At 62.3% G+C, this 2,154-nt stretch carries 2 protein-coding genes and 1 pseudogene; all 3 read right to left on the bottom strand.

Annotation, left to right across the window (positions count from 1 at the left end; translation table 11 throughout):
- A pseudogene (locus tag AC1DYI_RS33515) lies at positions 1–188 on the bottom strand (DUF1788 domain-containing protein); the annotation flags it as partial.
- Positions 185–775, bottom strand: coding sequence for a DUF1819 family protein (locus tag AC1DYI_RS33510; protein ID WP_477208426.1), 591 nt, complete (start codon positions 773–775; stop codon positions 185–187). The pseudogene AC1DYI_RS33515 and the gene AC1DYI_RS33510, both read right to left, overlap by 4 nt.
- A complete protein-coding gene (locus AC1DYI_RS33505; RefSeq protein WP_477208425.1) occupies positions 762–1,670 on the bottom strand; it encodes a BrxR family transcriptional regulator in 909 nt (302 codons plus the stop codon). The genes AC1DYI_RS33510 and AC1DYI_RS33505 overlap by 14 nt, the downstream gene beginning before the upstream one ends.
- Positions 1,671–2,154: the final 484 nt, after the last annotated feature.

The raw sequence follows: 2,154 nt of genomic DNA, 5'->3' as shown, positions 1-2,154 counted from the left end.
GCCTTCAGCTTGGGCAGGCCGGGCTCGATCACATTGGTGATCCACGAGCGCATCTGAATCTCGTGCTCGGGGGGATAGTCGAACACCCAGAAACCGATCTCGCCACCGGCACCGCGGTTGCTCAACACGTCGGGCGACGCCAGACGCGGCAGCACCTGGTTCAGGCGCTCCTCGAAGTTGGTGGTCATGCTTGGGGTTCCATGCGGGCGAGCGTGGTGGCGTCGCCCAGGCGGTTCAAATAGGCGCGAGCCTGGGGGTGCAGCATGGGCGGTGTCAAACCCATGTGGCGTGCCGAGTCGAGGTACTTGGCCTCCACGAGAATGCGGACGACCACTTGGAAGAGCTTTGCCCGGGTGGATGCCGCCCACGTGCCAATAGCGGGGTCTCGGTGCTCGCATTCGATAAGGAACGCATCCCACTGGCGGTGGCTGAGGGTGCGTTCCAGGCGGCGCAGGTCGGCGCAATAGACATCTCGCAGGAAGTCGCTCAGCAACAGACTGTGGCGGACGGTCGCGGCAAGAAGCACCTGGCTGCTTAGTTCACCGTCTCCGTCGACAACGAGTTGCAGGCCGTCGTCGTCCAGCGTCTCCAGCCGGTTGCGAATGAGCCGTGCCTGTCTCCGAGCGGTTGCGGGTTTCTTCTGCAGTAGGTTCTCGCCCTTGAGCGCTTCGTCCCACTGCTCAGCCGTCGGATGCGTGAGCAGCAACTGCGCGATGCGGCGGCTCTCGGGCAGCATCAGGGAGCCAGCGGAGATCTCGGCGTTATACGGGCCCAAGGCTGTCCCCTTCCTTGGCGCCGGGCGCGAACACGGCGCTTTGAACGCCATAAAGAGTTTGCGGGTTGCGCAGCCAGAGGTGGTGGGCGACTGAGTCGAGCGAGTGATCTGGCGTGCAGTCGACAGACCAGCGACGGAGCATGTAGCCGGCCAGCGCAGCGCGTGCGCGCAGACGCAAGACGCCACTTTCCATAGCGTAGTCAGCCTCGATGGCCTCGGCGCAACGCACCCCGGGATGAGGCACGACCTCCATGTCAACGATTCGTGCCCACTGCTCGTCGGCGGGCAGAAGCTCATGCTCATCGACCGAGCCGTCTACCTCTTTCACCTTCGTGATGCGGGTAATGACGAAGTCGCTGAAGCGTGCATTGCTGCGGTCGAATGCTCGAAGGTGCCAGCGCAAGCCGTTGTCTGCCAGGGCCACTGGCACCAGCTCACGAGTGGCGGCGCCCGAGGACAAGGACAGGTACGACACCTTGAGCGCCCGCTTGGCGCATATGGCACGTGTCACCTCGGCCAATATGGAAAGATCGGGGCGGACCAAGTTGCCCGGGCCCTCGCAGGGGGCAACCTTGCGTAGCTTCAGATCAAGGCCGTCGCCGAGCCCTTGCAGCAGCCAAGCCAGCACGCGCTCGGCAGAGAAATCGAAGAGCGGCTTGAACTTCCGCGTCGGTCGGTAGCAACGTGCCGGTGCGTCGTAGGTCAGGTTGGTCGGCGCCAGTTGACGGTAGGTAGCCAAGTCCCTGGTCGCGGCGGCAGGTCTGACTCCGAAGCGGTCTTCGATATCAGCACGACGCAACTCGCCGGCGAAATAGGCCCTTAGTTCAAGGTACGAAAGCCGCTCCTGCTGCGGTTGTCCAATCTCTGCAGAAAGTAATCCGGAGACTCGGGACATGGCGACGAGTGGCTGTCAGTGCTCTGTGAAATGAGCATCTTATGCTAATCAAATTGATGATTACCCGACCGGAAGATTTTGGGAGCCAACATGTTGGCGTCCACCGCCGACTAGGCCCCAGTCGAATCTTCCGCGCTCGACCACAGCGTAGCGAGCCACCGACCTCGATTGGTTGCCCTGTGCGAGTCGCTGATGAACCTGTCAACGCCTGAGTTCGCGTGCGGCCATGCGTCGATGGCAAGCACGGCGATGCTGCATCTGCATCCACATCAGCGCACCAGCCGAAGCCGTCGTTCGCTGTGGCTCTCGGGGCCGCGCCAGGCGCCTTGGCGATCCAATGGCGCGTGTCCGAATGGTACAGAGGCTGCCTTGTGGTACAGGCAAAGAAAAACGGGCTAGCCCTTTCGGAGCTAACCCGTTGATCCATTTCTTATTTTTGGTGCGGCTGGCAGGATTCGAACCCACGACCCCTTGGTTCGTAGCC

The organism is Ideonella sp. P3_A4 (genome assembly GCF_056403075.1).
Note: the sequence above shows the minus strand (reverse complement) of the source record. Positions and strands in the feature narration are given on the sequence as shown.

What these genes read in the sequence shown, in the direction of transcription:
- AC1DYI_RS33505 (WP_477208425.1), bottom strand. Translation starts at nt 1,670, where the DNA reads ATGTCCCGAGTCTCCGGATTACTTTCTGCAGAGATTGGACAACCGCAG.